Annotated in this window: 10 protein-coding genes; 6 read left to right on the top strand and 4 right to left on the bottom strand. The window is 45.7% G+C overall.

From position 1 onward, the window contains the following. Window positions 1-187: 187 nt before the first annotated feature. Together O9X78_RS17195 and O9X78_RS17190 are read right to left on the bottom strand one after the other, a co-directional pair. Window positions 188-1,369 (bottom strand): porin, encoded by a 1,182-nt coding sequence (locus tag O9X78_RS17195; protein ID WP_269620943.1) that lies wholly within the window; start codon window positions 1,367-1,369, stop codon window positions 188-190. Between the two features lie 366 nt (window positions 1,370-1,735). Then, window positions 1,736-4,051 (bottom strand): TonB-dependent receptor, encoded by a 2,316-nt coding sequence (locus tag O9X78_RS17190; RefSeq protein WP_269620942.1) that lies wholly within the window; start codon window positions 4,049-4,051, stop codon window positions 1,736-1,738. Between the two features lie 229 nt (window positions 4,052-4,280). On the opposite strand from O9X78_RS17190, the gene O9X78_RS17185 reads away from it, so the two are divergent. Together O9X78_RS17185 and acs are read left to right on the top strand one after the other, a co-directional pair. Then, entirely contained in the window at window positions 4,281-6,494 is a 2,214-nt protein-coding gene (locus tag O9X78_RS17185; protein WP_269620941.1) for a 4Fe-4S binding protein, read from the top strand. Between the two features lie 105 nt (window positions 6,495-6,599). Then, the gene (acs, locus tag O9X78_RS17180; RefSeq protein ID WP_269620940.1) at window positions 6,600-8,564 is read left to right on the top strand and encodes an acetate--CoA ligase; all 1,965 of its coding nucleotides are present in this window, start codon (window positions 6,600-6,602) and stop codon (window positions 8,562-8,564) included. A gap of 81 nt (window positions 8,565-8,645) precedes the next feature. Here acs and O9X78_RS17175 read toward each other — a convergent pair whose 3' ends face one another. Together O9X78_RS17175 and O9X78_RS17170 are read right to left on the bottom strand one after the other, a co-directional pair. Beyond that, window positions 8,646-9,122 (bottom strand): hypothetical protein, encoded by a 477-nt coding sequence (locus O9X78_RS17175; protein WP_269620939.1) that lies wholly within the window; start codon window positions 9,120-9,122, stop codon window positions 8,646-8,648. Between the two features lie 35 nt (window positions 9,123-9,157). Next, window positions 9,158-11,917 (bottom strand): winged helix-turn-helix domain-containing protein, encoded by a 2,760-nt coding sequence (locus tag O9X78_RS17170; RefSeq protein ID WP_269620938.1) that lies wholly within the window; start codon window positions 11,915-11,917, stop codon window positions 9,158-9,160. Between the two features lie 248 nt (window positions 11,918-12,165). On the opposite strand from O9X78_RS17170, the gene O9X78_RS17165 reads away from it, so the two are divergent. From O9X78_RS17165 to O9X78_RS17150, 4 genes are all read left to right on the top strand, one after another. After that, window positions 12,166-12,654: a styrene oxide isomerase gene (locus O9X78_RS17165; RefSeq protein ID WP_269620937.1), complete on the top strand. Its 489-nt coding sequence runs from the start codon at window positions 12,166-12,168 to the stop codon at window positions 12,652-12,654. 141 nt (window positions 12,655-12,795) lie between these two features. Beyond that, the gene (locus O9X78_RS17160) at window positions 12,796-13,719 is read left to right on the top strand and encodes a metal-dependent hydrolase (protein ID WP_269620936.1); all 924 of its coding nucleotides are present in this window, start codon (window positions 12,796-12,798) and stop codon (window positions 13,717-13,719) included. 96 nt (window positions 13,720-13,815) lie between these two features. Continuing rightward, window positions 13,816-14,700, top strand: a complete 885-nt coding sequence (locus O9X78_RS17155) for a metal-dependent hydrolase (RefSeq protein WP_269620935.1) — start codon at window positions 13,816-13,818, stop codon at window positions 14,698-14,700. Next, complete coding sequence (locus tag O9X78_RS17150; RefSeq protein ID WP_269620934.1) at window positions 14,697-15,185, top strand: styrene oxide isomerase; 489 nt, start codon at window positions 14,697-14,699, stop codon at window positions 15,183-15,185. Before O9X78_RS17155 ends, O9X78_RS17150 begins: the two co-directional genes overlap by 4 nt. The last annotated feature ends 224 nt before the right edge of the window (window positions 15,186-15,409 follow it).

Below are 15,409 nucleotides of genomic sequence, written 5' to 3'. Positions count from 1 at the left end.
ATGGTACCTAAGGCTCTTATCACTCATGCTAGAGCTATTAGTCAAAATCATTAACTGTACTTTGGTGTCCTTAAACCTAGTCATTTAGTAGTAGATTTCAAACCTTGCCACTGCTCGGCAAAACTAAAAAATCCGAGCTGTCTGTTACAACAAGCCCGGAAAGCATCGACCCGAGGGAGATTAACGACTAAAAGTTGGCAACGAGACCCAAGGCTATGGTGCTGGTTTCTTCTTCATTGTTGCCAATTTCAATGGTATTAACGTTGTATTCAACCACCGTGCGGAGCACTGAATTGATGTCGTGGAACCACGCGATCTGGCTAGTGCTGTTGTTCCACTCTGTCGCTGTTTCGACGGTGGTTTCACCATAGGAAATAACAAACCGCTCAGCACCTAGGGTGTATGATCCCTGCACTACATAGCCGTCGCTATCCACTTCGCTACCGCTTTCAGAAATCAGCCCTTGCAAACCTAAGGCAGCGTCGGTGGCCGGCCCGAGCAGCAAGCCCAAACCTTGACCAGAGAATCCAGACAGATTGAATGCAAAACCACCGGTTTTAAACTTAACGCCATAGGAAAGACCCTGTGAATCAACGTCATCAACACCTACGGCTTGGCTGTCGGAACTTTGCTGTAAAAAGCCCAGCCATGCGGTGAGTGAATTGCCTTCACCCAATGCGGTGTTGTAGGTCATCTCACCTTCAAAGCGCGGCATGCTCTCTTCGCTGCTGCGACCCGCACCGGTATCAGTGGTGGTATTGCCCGGATCGATGATGCCCAACGCGATTTTAAAACCACCGGCGAGCTCTGGCGTGCGATAGGTAATCTGCGCATGTGGGAAGGGGTAGTGATAACCACTACCGATATGCCCAAATGACACGCCTTGGCCATCAATTAATCCCAAGGTATCGTTTACCGCACCGTAGCCCTGAAGCATTTCATCTAGGAATATATTAGAACGACTAAACAGGGTGAAGTCTTTACCAAAAAGTACTTGGCCCCAATCGCCGTCAATTGTTGCGTAAAACTGACGCACATCAATCCCCGTTGATGTCACGGCAGTATCGCTGTCGTTGATGGTTACCCAAAACGATGAGCGACCACCCATTTTTAGATCGCCGACTTGTTTACTAAAATTAAAGCCGACCCAATTTGGGAGCAAACCCATCTTGACGCGAGACTGTGTGCGATCGACACCAGTAATATCGTTATTGGTATCACTTTGAACAAAGAAAGTATTGAACGACGCATCTATGGATACGGTCGTTTCTTCTTCATTATAAATTTCTACAGCCGACATAGCCGGAATACTAAATGCTAGCGCTGTAGCGCCAGAAATCATGTGCCGTATTATTAATTTCTTATTCATGAGATCCCCCAAAAATTTTTGGCTTTCTATGCCAACGTCAGCGCCGAAAAATCGTACGCAATGATTAATTCGTCCCAGCATTCGCTAGGACGCAACTAATATGCGCACCTTTTAAATATTCCCCCATACCACCTTGCGCCAAAATAAAATGTCTTTTGGATATGAGACCTAACTAGGAAAGTACTACTTCTAAAGGACCGCAGAATACTATTGCTGGTGTTTAGACAGCCCACGGCGCCTTATAAAAGGAATACGATAAAGGAAAGACACAAAGGGTATTGTTAGAAGTAGATATAAAATGAGGACCATAAAAATTAAAAAATCTTGCCCCCGACTACCATAGCCAGGGACAAAGAAGATATTTTTCTACCAATGGTAGCTTGCGCCTAGCACTACACTACGTGGTGCTGCGGGACTCAAAAATCTTGGACTTTCATTATCTAAATCTTCTAAGACTTCATCTGGCTCACCATATAGACCAAAGCGCTCGTACTCTTCATCAAGAATATTCTTGGCCTCAATATTCCACCTTATTCGCTTAGTGGGACGATATTCGATGCTGGCATTCACCACAGAATAAGAGGCTGTTTTGCTATCTTGATTCGCCTCATCACCACGCAAATACACGCCGCTGCTGGCATTCACCGCAATGCGACTACGTAGTTTTTCTGTCCATTCGTAAGCAAGGGAAACCTTGGCGTTATGCGCAGGTATAGATGGAATTTTATTGCCCTTTTCTACCATCAAAGCCCCATTAACACTATTGGGATGATTCGGTGAAAAAGAGGTAAATGCAGTTTCATACCTAGCATCGAGGTAGGTATAACTTAAATCCACAAGCCACTTGCCGCTCCTTAGCGCGGTATTCGCTTCTAGACCTTGATGCCTCGTGTCGCCAATATTGGTAAAAAATCCCTGATTGGACGAGACACCGCCCACCGTTTGAAAGTGAATATCGTCGTGGTTAGTAGTACTAAATAAAGCGACACGCCATTCCAGCGCTGCTTTTTGACGGATCACCGATTCACCACGCAGCCCCCATTCAATACTGCGGGCAAGCACGTCCTTCAAGGGCGGATCGGCAAGGAAGGTATTGGGTAATACACAGGGGGCATCCGGGTGGGAACAAGCAAGCTCAACTGGGGTTGGCGCCCTCGACGATTGATACGCTCCCGCATACATACTAAGCGATTCTGATAAGACCCAGTTCATACCAAGTCCGCCATTCATACTTTTATAGCGATGATTTGCAGTCAATTCAGGGCGCTCGTCACTCAAATCCTTTGACCCAACGTCGACCACGTTATAACGCATAATGGCAGTTAAACTAAAATGTTCACTAAGCAGAAATGTGTCAGAAAAATACCACGCAGCCATTCTTGTAACGGCGCGCAAGGATGTGAAACCTTCTGCGTCGTATAGTCCAGATCGAGTTGTCGATCGCGTTTCCGTTAACCTTGCAAATTCAACTTGAGAATTAAAATCTGTCATTCCCGCCAGATAATCCACCCCGGACGTAATGTGGTGAACCAGCTCCCCTAACTCTACATTCCAGTAGAGCTGCGCACTCGCGCCCCAGCTTCGTTGCTGCCTACGGCTGATATTATTGACCGCGTTAAATTCACTACTTACGGGATTATCGAACTGATCTCGCGCTAGCTCATCACTATCATCTTCGCAGAGGACATCATCGTTGGGCGCGTCACACGTTTCAAACTCGGTTCCATCACCATTAAAGCTATTGGTATTCACCTGACGGTAGAAGAGATTTGACGATAGCTTTACATCATCGGACAACCAGCGTGAGTAGACAATATTCGCCATACTCATCTGATTTTCTGTTAAATCCGGATGCGTAAAAACTGCCTCTCTGTCTGCCTCCAACAAACCGACGGGAATTGCACCGTTGCCTTTTAAATAGGTATCAGAGAAATTAAAAAACACATCCAGCTCACTACGCGCATCGTGGCGACTTAGCGACGCGTAGGCACTCCTTGCCTCAGTGGGCGAAAAATCTCGCCAACCATCTTCATCGTATTTTTCTAATGACAGAAATCCGCCCCAATTCTCGCCGTGGAAGCCCTGAGATACCGAAATAGCGCGCTGGCCAAAGGCGCCTGCACTGAGGTCAAGGGCACCCTCTGGAGACGAGAATCCTGTTTTACCCTTAATCACGATGGCGCCGCCTAAGGCGTTTTGGCCGAAGACCGGATTCACCCCGGCCACCAAAGCCATCTCTTGCACACTGCTTGCAGGCAGTAAGTCCCAATTGACAGTATCGCCAAACACTTCGTTTATTCGAACGCCGTTGTAATACACCACCACACCTTGAGACGAACCCAATAACGGCGATGCGGCATAGCCTCGAAAGCGAATATCTGGCTGCAGAGGATTACTCTGCGCGTCATTCACCGAAATGCCACTACCATGTTGATCCAAAAATCCTGCCACCGAATAGGACTTGTCCTTATCGATATCGGCTGCCGAATATACTTGTACCTGAAATGGCGACAGTGCGGTAAGCACACCAATACCTAAAGGTGACATACCGACTACGCTGACGTTTTCAACCTCCTTGCTGTCCGTATCAGCAAAGGCCAATTCGGCCATGAATAATGATGCAAATGCAGCCAGCATCGCGCCACGCAGCCGCCAGTTACTTGCGGCAGGCAAACCTTTCATTATTATTCTCCGTAGCACAAGCTAAAAGAGATTCAGCCTAACATTTGAGCACTAAGGTACAATTAAACTAAAGTGGATAAACCCCATAGCTAAATACTACTTTCGTATTATTCACCACCAAAGTAGTAGGCAATTGCACGTGAAGTCCTATTCATTAACTTAAGCTCCTAATAGACACTACGCTCAGTGCTCCTCCATTAAATAACACATAAAATCATCAGGTGCCGTCATGAGTAAAACGTGCCTGCTTAATCAAGGCCCTATTTTCAATAGAAGGACAAGTTTAGGTAAAAAACACCTAGGCCAGCATCCCGTAGGTAAGAACTTAATTGCCTTATTCGTTATCATCGTATTTTCTTATTTCTGCATGCTACAGTCGCAAAACACCTATGCGAGCACAGACGATACGCAAACACTCGAAAGCGACATACTAGCGCTCTTCCCACGCGCGACACGCCCACCCGAATTAAATATTGAGTCCAAAATCTGGTCGATATACCAGCTTAATGACATCATTGGCTATGCCTATCAATCAAACGACTTCGTGGACTTTAAGGGGTTTTCTGGTGAGCGCATCAATATCCTTATTGGCCTGGATGTTGATGGCCGATTTTCTAAATTAAAAATTTTACACCACCACGAGCCAATTTTTCTTCACGGTCTTGGCCCCATCCCACTTCAGGAATTTATCGACCAATACCCGCTACACACCTTATCTGAACGGATCATGTTTAGCGGCCGGAAAACGGGGGAAACAGAAGACATACACAACACCTATTTCGACGGCGTTACTAAAGCCACGGTATCTGTCATTGTTATAAACGACACCATTCTGTCATCCGCACGAGAGGTCGCTCGACTCGTCCTTCCCGCCTTTGCCCAACAAGCCCCTGCAACTGTTCGCAAAGAGATCTTTGAAACACTGGACTGGCACGATCTAGTCGATCAGGGATTGGTAAAACACTGGATATTAAGTCGGGAGAATGTTGAAGGCGAACTCGGTCAATCACTGTCTAACTACCCCGCTGGACAGCTCGATTTAGACTATGAAAATACCGACATCTACTACGCCTATTTAAACGCACCGAGTATTGGCAAGAATCTTCTCGGCGACGCGGACTACGTGCGGCTGATGGATAAACTCAGCGATGGTGAACAAGCAATTCTCATTATGTCGCGCGGTTTTTATGACTATCTCAGCAAGGACTTTCGTCCCGGCACAATTCCTGAGCAAGTCAGTCTTGAGCAACGCAATCTGCCAATTACTCTGAGAGATCTAAATTTCTTCGACAGTAGTACACCAAATTTACTAAAGGACGCACCGCAACTAGACAATATCCGGATATTCAAAATTCGTCCGCAAGCGGGGTTTGACCCAAGCGCGCCAATGCAAATGGCGTTAAATATAAAGTTAGACCGCAATCATCTCGTGCACGACAGTATTTTTGTTAGAAGCGACTACCAGCTTCCTGTCACGCTGTTTAAGAAAATCGAGACGACAATCACCAAGCCTGAGGCTATCTGGATAAAACTGTGGCAAGGTCGGCAAATCCAAATCGCAATTTTGGCGATCAGCTTAGTCATACTAACCATCGCCTTTGTCATGCAGCGCAAACTGGTGGCAGAAAGTCGCCGCTTCGTGTGGTTTAGACGGGGATTCTTGCTTTTCACTCTATTCTATATTGGCTTCTATACCCAAGGGCAGCTCTCGGTGGTCAATCTTATCGCGCTACTTATGGGAGTATTGAACAACTTCAATATTCAGGTATTTTTATTAGATCCCATTATTTTTATTCTTTTATGCTATACGGCGCTTACGCTTATTCTATGGGGTCGTGGCCTATTCTGTGGCTGGCTATGTCCTTTTGGGATTATGCAGGAGTTTATCGCCACACTGGCCGAAAAGCTAAAAATCAAACAATGGCACATCAATCCAACCCGCCATCAACAGCTGCTAAAAATAAAGTATGTCGTTCTGATCGGTTTGCTTGCTACCGCACCTTACTCATTAACGGCGGCCGAAAAGATGGCGGAAATTGAGCCGTTTAAAACCGCAGTCACCTTGGTATTTATTCGCGAATGGCCCTTTGTCATCTATGCCGTTCTTATTCTTGGCCTAGGCCTATTTGTTAATAAATTTTACTGTCGCTATCTCTGCCCCCTCGGTGCGGCACTCGCTTTTATGGGAAAATTTCACCGCTTCAAATGGTTAGCTAGACGGCAGGAATGCGGAAGCCCTTGCCAGCTTTGCAAACACCGCTGTGGTGTTGATGCCATTAAAAAGACGGGGGAGATAGATTACGACGAATGTATTCAATGCTTGGAGTGTGTGGTTATTTTGCAAGATCCGCAGCAATGTGCAGCGATCATGTCTGCGGACAAAAAAGCGAAAAGACACGCAGCTACGACTGTCGATCCCGTCAACATTATTGAAGGCCGGTAAGGACACCGACTAATTCCACTCCACGCTTACGACTTTAGTTGAATTGTCATCCACTATTCACACAGTGACACTTGGCGGTACATGTTTTTATTCGGATCAGCTACCATGTCTCAAGCGACCTCACACACATCTCCAGCCAATAAAACGCCAGTGTATAAAGTGCCTAAAAATTTTCACGATGCACATATCACGCCCCAAAAATACCAAGAGATGTATCAGCGCTCGATTGATGATCCAAGTGGATTTTGGGGTGACATGGCAACCGAGTTCTTAGATTGGAACCAAACTTGGAGTCGTGTCGTTGACTATAATTTTTGCAAGGGCCAAGCCCAATGGTTTAGCGGTGCAGAGCTAAATGTTAGTTACAACTGCATTGATCGACACTTACCGGAACGTGCCAATCAAACTGCACTGATATGGGAGAGTGACGATCCCAATGATAGCATTGCCATCACCTACGCCGAGCTAAAAGATGAAGTATGCAAGCTCGCCAATACCTTAAAATCCCGCGGTGTTAAAAAGGGTGACCGAGTCTGTATATACTTGCCGATGATTCCACAGGCTGCCTATGCAATGCTGGCATGTACGCGTATTGGTGCTGTTCACTCTGTGGTATTTGGCGGCTTTTCTCCCGAGGCGCTCAAGGATCGTATACTGGACGCAGATTGTCGGGTAATCATCACGGCCGATGAGAGCACCCGTGGCGGAAAAAATACATCGCTTAAAATTAACGTCGACAAAGCCCTTGCTGACTGCCCAGATGTTCACACCTGCCTAGTCGTAAAATGTACCAACAAAGACATTCCCTGGGTTGAGGGCCGAGATCTCTGCTACAACGATTCTGTAAACTGGATGAGCACTGAATGTCCGCCAGAATCTATGGACGCAGAAGACCCACTATTCATCTTATACACCTCAGGATCGACAGGAAAACCCAAGGGAGTTTTACACACTACCGCAGGATATTTATTACAAGCCGCTATGACGTTTAAGTACACCTTCGATTACCACGAGGGGGAAGTGTATTGGTGCACCGCTGACGTAGGCTGGGTAACAGGCCACACTTATATTGTTTATGGCCCCTTATGTAACGGTGCCACGAGCCTGATGTTTGAAGGTGTTCCTACCTACCCTGACGCTGGCCGCTGCTGGGAAATAATAGATAAGCACAAGGTAAACATATTTTATACCGCACCGACCGCGATTCGGGCGCTGCAAGCACAGGGCGATGAGTACGTTTCTCGCAGCCACAGAAGTACTTTGCGCTTACTGGGCACGGTTGGCGAGCCAATCAACCCTGAGGCATGGGAATGGTATCACCGTGTTGTGGGAGACTCTCGCTGCCCCATTGTGGATACATGGTGGCAGACCGAAACCGGCACCCATATGATAACCGCGCTGCCGGGCGCGATCGACCTCAAGCCTGGTTCGGCAAGCGTACCCTGCTTTGGTGTACAACTCGCCTTGCTAAATGAAGATGGCAGCGAAGTTCAGGGCGCAGGTTCGGGCTACTTGGTTGTTAAGTCTTCTTGGCCTAGTCAAATTCGAACGATTTACGGCGACCATCAACGGCTGATTGATACCTACTTTAGCACCTATAAGGGCTATTACTTTACCGGTGATGGCGCAACCAGAGACAACGATGGCTACTACTGGATTACTGGACGGGTTGACGACGTACTCAATGTATCGGGGCATCGCATGGGAACCGCAGAAGTAGAAAGTGCGTTGGTACTGCACCCAAAAGTAGCTGAAGCCGCCGTGGTTGGATTCCCCCACGACATTAAAGGTCAAGGCATCTATTGCTACGTCACGCTGATGGACAACACCGAGGTTGACGATAATTTACGCGCCGAACTTATCGCACTGTGCAGCCAAGAAATCGGCCCCATCGCCAAACCGGATGCCATTCAATGGGCACCCGGCTTACCGAAGACCCGCTCCGGCAAAATTATGCGACGGATACTACGGAAAATTGCAGAATCAGATATGGATTCACTGGGTGACATCACTACCTTGGCAGACCCCACGGTGGTTGATGCCCTAATTAAAGACCGCTTAAGCATGTGAACATAAGACAAGAACTTAATCAAAGTAGCGTAAGAATAGCCGCTTGAGTACAACGGCATGGAACGTCACGAAAAATAGCAATCACTTATCTATTTTTCGTGACACAACATCTCCTCTTGCGTCCTCTATCCAAACCGACGCGCGATCGTCAAAAATTTCGCCTTTCACAAAATACTCTTTACCAGCTTCAAGCGTCAGTACGACATCACCCTCTGCTTTATATATATTGGTAAACAGCGCGAAAAAGGGCACGGTTAGATAATTTACCGCGCGAATATGCAATATGCGCTTTCCCGCGGGAACTGGATGGCGAGCTGAGCATACACTCAAACCTGTTTGAACATCCTCGCCACTATCATAGGTACACGTAGAACTGGCGTTGATAGACTGATCATCGATCATTGCTAGTTCAAAGAAATGCGTCCTTACCATCGATACTTTTTTGCTAGCATCATTAATATGCGCAAGCGGGCCAGTGAATGCGATAGGGTTAACGGGAGCTTGAGCACAGCCCGCCAGCACAAGGAAAGCGAAACTCATCGTAAAGAACTTTGTCATCACATTAAATGTCCTTTCAAAAGTATGTATGTAATCTATAACAAATTTATTTTTCGCGCATACGCCACTGCAGACGTTCTATTCCGAACACCTAATTTCTCAAAAATATTATGCACATGCCACTTGGCGGTCGATAAGCTAATATGTAGTTCATGCGCTAAATCTTGATTTGCTAAACCGGCGCCAATCAAACGCAGAATTTCCATCTGCCTGTCCGTCAGTGGCTCAGCGAGTACTGGCGGATTTATCTCTTCCATCCCATCTAAGTTCGACTTTTCAAGCGCTTTGTCATCGCTTAGTAATTCGATCAGTCGCTGCACAAAAATACGCTTTTCGTCTTGTTGATCACTCCCCGCAGCCTTAAGCCTTGCATTATTAATACGCTGGAGAATCACGATTAGCCCACGACCGACCCGATACAAAGGGTATATATGCATCTCAAGTGCCGCGATACTAATGAGATTTTCCAGTTTACGAATCGCCTCCGCTTCCTTCCCCATTTGCCATAATGCAATTGACGACATTGCATCCAGATGCTGCATCAAGCCTATTCGACCGGAACGCTGCGCATTAATAAAAACAGTATTTATTAGAGTAAGCGCCGCCTGTCCACGATTCTCTGCGAGATGTAAACGCACCTCAGTCAAATCAATATACTCAAGCGCGGCCGTCTTATGACTTGCATCAATAAGAACACTTTCGCGATTAAGGAAATCCGTACGCCTCACTGTATCTCTCGCGGCAGAAACACGACCAATATGTAATTTCATCTCAATTTCTTCCGCAATAAACGCGAAATACAACCTAGGCATATCCATGGAAATCGCTAACTCTTGCCCCCGCTGCAATACTTGCCAAGCAGCGGAATACTCCCCAATCCACATCCTATATCTAGCTTCGCCACAACGCGCAATCAGTAATGGCTCCGGCGAATTAGATATAGTGGAAATAACCCGCCCTCCTACCAAGCACTCTTCCAAGCGTTCAAACTCGCAGCGTTGACATTCCACCTCTGCCTTAGCAAGAGCCGCCAATGCAGCAACCTGACTACCTCCGGCAACCTCGCCCACTGTTCGCTCCGCTCGGTGCGCGAAACCTTCCGCAGCATGAATCCGCCCGAGTTCGACATTAGACATCACCGCAACAAAGTCTCCCCAGACCGCGGCATAAGCGCTTTCACCTCTGCGTCCATAAACATAAGCGTCATTTGCTGAACTAAGCGATTGGTCTAAATTCTTTTGAAGATAGTGGCAAAATCCATTCGCCACAGATGCTGATGCAATTAATACATACTCGTCCTTGGGTAGTTCAGCCAACAAAGCCATCGATGTGACGATGCATGACTCTATCTTTTCTAGGCATGCCAACGCGACACAGCGAATAACACCGGAAAGGTGCACAAACGACTGCACTTCTTCTACGCTCAAATCCCAGTTCGTTTTACTGACGTCATCTAAAAGATTTTCGAACTCGTCACATATCGATACTGCGCTATTGACCCCGTCTCTCGAAAACGCCCTTGACCACGCGTGATGTAACAATATCTCTGGCCGTCGGTAGTGATATTTCTGTGGTAGCTTTCGCATCCATTCAAAAATAATAGTATGGTTTCCCGCATCCATGGCGACAGCTTTCGCATGCTCTGCAATGAGATCCGTCGCTTTTTCAAAATAAGAAGCATCTAAACAGTACTGTATCGCTTCAAGTAAATAGCCCTCTCGAATGCACCAGTCCGCTGCGAGCTCACAAATTTCCTGTTTATCATCTGGTTCGTGCCGAATCAACTGCGCGATCAGATACTCCGAAAAAAGATGGTGATACCGATACCAGCGCCCCTCTCGGTCAAGAGGAATAATAAACAAATTGGCCGCTTCAAGCTGTACGAGCCGATCATAGCCATCTTTTCCATCAGTCACTACATCACATAACTCTGCGGAGAATCGATTAAGTGGTGATGTTCGTAATAAAAAATACCGCGTCGCTTCATCCTGTAAACCGTAAACTGTCTCAAACAAATACTCCTGCAAATTTCGGTCTCTCGCTGAAAACCCGCGGATAATTTCCTCTTTATTACGATCAGACTTACTTATCGTCATTCCCGCGAGCTGGAGCCCAACCATCCAGCCTTCGGTGCGATCATGCAAAAGCTGTACTGTTTGCATAGGTAGCTCGACATCATGCTGTTCCTTCATGAATTGCATGATCTCCGGAACATTTAAATTTAAATCTCTCTGACCCAGCTCCAAAATTCTTCCCGAAATTCTATGACGACTGAGATCCAGCGATATTTTAGAACGCGACGCGATTACAACCCGCGCATTGACTGGGGCATAGCTAATAAATTGAGTCCAAAAAGCTAGGATGCCTGGGTTCTTCAGAACATCAAAATCATCAACAAATAACGCGAAAGGGATATCAGTAGCTGCGATATACTGGATGATCGAGTCGAAAAATGACGTCAAATCAGCAGAGACATTGCGCGTTAAATACGACAGCATTCTCTCAGAAAATTTTTTATCAATAGAACGGAGTGCGGATATGATGTATCTAGCGAAACGCGTTGGATCATCGTCACTATGCTCAAGGTTAAGCCAAGCACAAGAGACCCCTTCCAGACGATAAATTTCATACAGCTCTACTAGCAATGTCGATTTTCCCGACCCTGCTGGCGCTACGACACTGACTAAATTTACCGTATCTATGCCTTGCGTAAGCCTTTTAACAATACTGGTACGCTTCATTCGCTTATGACGAATATACGGCGGATTTAGCTTTGTCTCGATAATATCGGTCAATTTATACCTGCCTTGCTACTTATTATATTCAGCCGGCTCAACACCCGTACAACTTGTTAAAACTCGGAACTATCTATCTAACATTAACTTTATTGCTATCGCCCGATAACCGTACTAAAGATCGGCTCAAAAGCCGGCGCGACCCTATATCCTACTGATCTAACTGGATTCTTTATAGAAGCGTGCTCTTCACCACCAATACACAGCTTTGGAATTGCTAGTCATCGATAATAACAGAGGAAGATACAATGCGAGCTTACTACTCCAATCTATTAATTAAGCACGGCCTAACGGCAATGCTAGTCGGCCTTTTAGGAGGCTTCCTGCTTGCCTTCTCAATGGTTGGAGGCATATCGCTGAGCCCGATTCCAGTATTTCTTCAATTCGATCTTCCGGGAACAGATACAGGTTGGCGAATTCTCCACGTCGGTACACTAATGAACGGAATAATGGCTTTAGCCTTAGGCCTAGTAATGCGTACAGTTAATTTATCCGACAACCGAGCGCGACTAATATTTTTCGGGATAGCATTAGCAATATGGGGAAATTTTTGCTTTTACCTGTTCGGAATGTTTGCCCCAAATCACGGCCTAAGTGTTGAGGCAAACCGTCTTGGCGCCGCAAGTCTGGCTGGCGCTCTCGCCTATCTACCGGCTATCTTGGCCGCAATCACGTCTATATGGGCTGTCATTGTACTGCTTTTCGCGGCACCAGCACATGAACCACCCAGTAAGTAAATTTCATCTTAAAAGTATAAATCCAAGCCGACTAGAAAGTTTACCGCGACACGACGCAATTACTCAATGAGACCACCGTATCGAGTAACACTTAAATATACACATGATGAGACAAAGCAACCCAGACTTAGTGAGATGACTATGACTCAGCACGATGGTTTAGACGCTAACAATCACCCTATGGATCACTTTCCAGTTAGAAAGCTGGAATTTTGCTTCGAAAACATCGAACAGAAAGATCCACTATGGAGTCGTTCTAGTCCGGATTTTTCAATGTTTATCAACGCCCTTGGAGTACATGTACCGCACTTTGAACGATATCTGGTTAAAACCCTGATAGAAACAAAATCGAAGATCGCGGACGAAAAACTGAAACAAGATATGTCTGCAATAATCGGACAAGAAGCTCAACACGCAAAAAATTTCCTTAACTACAACACGTGGCTTGCAAAGCGCTACCCGAAGATAGCTGATCTAGAAAATACCGCTCATGAATATTTCACTTCGCACAGCAAAACAGATTCGATAAAGCGCAAGATAGGCTACACCGCCGGCTACGAAACCTTTACTTTTTTAGCAGGCCTCATCATTTTAGAAAATTACGATCACTGGATGAAAGACAGCGACCCCGTGATGAAAGCGCTTTGGATATGGCATCAAGTTGAGGAAATAGAGCATGGTGCCGTAGCTTTTGACGTTTACAAAGCATTATATGGCGATAACGAGTGGTATCGTAAATGGATGGTACTCGCTGCGCTTATTCACATTGCCGGTGAAACAACAAAGTGCTATATCGCCATGACTGTAGTTGAAGGCTACTGGCGAAACCCGCTACGCGGTATACGCAAAATGGGTTTTTGCGGTTACATGCTACTTCGCTTACTCATTAATGCCCTACCTGTATTTAAATCTAACTACCACCCACGCAAACACAAACTTGTTGCCGGAAAAAAGGGGCTGATTCAAATTGCGTGGCGTCGTTACGAGAGAGATGGAGGTAATGTTCTGTCAATCAATCACAATAAAATGGCAGAAATACTCAAAATTTCTGTACCAAGAATATAAACCTCCGCAGCTTAAGCAACCTTGATCAGAAACAATAATAAATATGCAGCCATTATGAGTATAGAGTTCGCGCGCACTCATAGCTAGGAGAGAACCGTGACAAGCAATGTAAATATAGAACGTAAGTTAACCGTGAGACGTATGCCATTTACATTTGATGATGACATCGATATTAAATGGAACGCCGCCAAGCCTGAGTGGAGCTATATGGCAAATGGCGCCTCTTTGGCAATGCCATATCTCGAGCCCTACCTAATCCGCACAATGAAGAAAGCACTACCCCTACTTAACGATAATGCGCTAATTCAAGAAGTTAGAGATTATATTGGTCAAGAGGCGCAACACTATCAACAGCATAGAAGATTTAACGATATTATAAAATCGAGAGGTTACGATATAATCGACGAACTAGAACAACAAATGCTGAGTGAGTACTCAATCTTTGAAAAAGAAAAAAGCCTGAAATTTAATCTAGCGTACGCCGCCGGTTTCGAGTCTATGGCACTGGGAGTAGGTCACTGGTTGATCAAAAATCGGGACTACCTTTTTGGCACATCTGACCCTCGCGTGGCATCATTGATTCTATGGCATTTTGTTGAAGAAATTGAGCATAAATGCACAGCCTTTGATACCTACCAAGCAATCTATGGCGGCTACTGGCATCGATTATATGGCACCTTCTTTGCGACGCTCCACGTCATGAAATTTAGCCGGAGCGGCTACATTATTATGATGAAAAAAGATGGCGCATGGGGAAAACTACGTCACCGCCTCCACATCATAAAATACAACCTTCTGTTCATAACTGGCGTACTTCCAATGCTTCTTCACTCTGCACTCCCAAATCATCACCCAACTGATATAGATGACCCTCAGTGGAGTAAAGATTGGATTGATCTTTACAAAAAAAATAATGCAATTCTAGCGCACCTAGATACAGGTAACCTAACTACACCGTCAGGTACAGGATTTACGAAATGAAAAACGACATCCTAAAGCACCAACGTTTTCTAGTTATTCACGGAACACTGATTCTTCTAACGGGGTTTATCATAGGTTTTGGATTTCTATTTTTTATCACCGGCAACATAAGCCTTTGGCCAATTCCCGGAAAAATTGACTACCAAATGCCCGGAAGATACGATGCTTGGAGGATGGCGCATATGGAGGGAATCATAAATGGTTTGATGCTATGGCTCATTGCTGCGCTGCTCCCGGTGTTCGCGACCTTTGTAAAAAACTTAAAATGGCTGGTTATACTCCCACCTGTCATCTCTTGGAGTATTGTTATCGGAGCCAGCTTCGATCCACTCTTTCCAGACGCTCGCGGACTCGTTTTCGACGCGACAACAAATCTAATGAACGATATTTCGTTTTTCGTTTTTTTCCCGGGCGTATTTTTGTGCTTTGTTCTCGTTATCGGAATTCTCGTTTCAGCATGGAAACACTCAAGAAATCCATCTTAGACATAACAACACTTGAATCACTGTCCATCAAATAGAATCATTCCCCTGATGGAAAGTGATTAGCAGAATGAAAATACTATATCGCCATTCTATAAACTATTAACCCGGCGATCAAAAGTATCTGATATAATGCGCGAATGGACGAAAAAATTGATGCAAGAAAATTATCCTTAGAAGTTCTTGAAGAAAAACGCCGACAGGCGCATCGACTTCGGAAACGCGGA

The organism is Zhongshania aquatica (assembly GCF_027257955.1).
Classification (GTDB): Bacteria; Pseudomonadota; Gammaproteobacteria; order Pseudomonadales; family Spongiibacteraceae; genus Spongiibacter; species Spongiibacter aquatica.
The sequence above is the reverse complement of the archived record's forward strand: the minus strand, read 5'-3'. Positions and strand labels throughout refer to the sequence as shown.

Excerpts from the sequence above, each read along its gene's own strand:
- O9X78_RS17175 (WP_269620939.1), bottom strand. The coding sequence starts at position 9,122 with ATGACAAAGTTCTTTACGATGAGTTTCGCTTTCCTTGTGCTGGCGGGC.
- O9X78_RS17195 (WP_269620943.1), bottom strand. The coding sequence starts at position 1,369 with ATGAATAAGAAATTAATAATACGGCACATGATTTCTGGCGCTACAGCG.
- O9X78_RS17165 (WP_269620937.1), top strand. The coding sequence starts at position 12,166 with ATGCGAGCTTACTACTCCAATCTATTAATTAAGCACGGCCTAACGGCA.
- O9X78_RS17150 (WP_269620934.1), top strand. The coding sequence starts at position 14,697 with ATGAAAAACGACATCCTAAAGCACCAACGTTTTCTAGTTATTCACGGA.
- O9X78_RS17185 (WP_269620941.1), top strand. The coding sequence starts at position 4,281 with ATGAGTAAAACGTGCCTGCTTAATCAAGGCCCTATTTTCAATAGAAGG.
- O9X78_RS17160 (WP_269620936.1), top strand. The coding sequence starts at position 12,796 with ATGACTCAGCACGATGGTTTAGACGCTAACAATCACCCTATGGATCAC.
- acs (WP_269620940.1), top strand. The coding sequence starts at position 6,600 with ATGTCTCAAGCGACCTCACACACATCTCCAGCCAATAAAACGCCAGTG.
- O9X78_RS17190 (WP_269620942.1), bottom strand. The coding sequence starts at position 4,051 with ATGAAAGGTTTGCCTGCCGCAAGTAACTGGCGGCTGCGTGGCGCGATG.